1 protein-coding gene is annotated in these 269 nt (G+C 56.5%); it reads left to right on the forward strand.

The features are described 5' to 3' along the window. Nucleotides 1-269: MOFRL family protein (locus E1162_RS12410; RefSeq protein WP_306455036.1), on the forward strand; the 269-nt coding region annotated here is incomplete at both ends.

A 269-nucleotide genomic window follows, 5' to 3' on the forward strand; every position in this document is an offset into this window, starting at 1 on the left:
TTGGCCAGCCGTTTAAGGCTCCATGTGTTCTGCTTTCCGGTGGTGAGACCACTGTAACACTGAAGGGCAATGGCCGCGGCGGCCGCAATGTGGAATTCCTGCTTTCTCTCGCTGTTGCCCTTGATGGACAAAAAGGCGTTTACGCGCTCGCAGGCGATACTGACGGTGTAGACGGCATTGAAGAGATTGCCGGCGCATACTGCGATCCAACCACGCTTGCCCGTGCTTGGGAAAAGGGTATCAACCCGCGTGAAGCGCTGACCAACAAC

The sequence above is a fragment of the Pseudovibrio flavus genome (assembly GCF_009711345.1).
GTDB lineage: Bacteria > Pseudomonadota > Alphaproteobacteria > Rhizobiales > Stappiaceae > Pseudovibrio > Pseudovibrio flavus.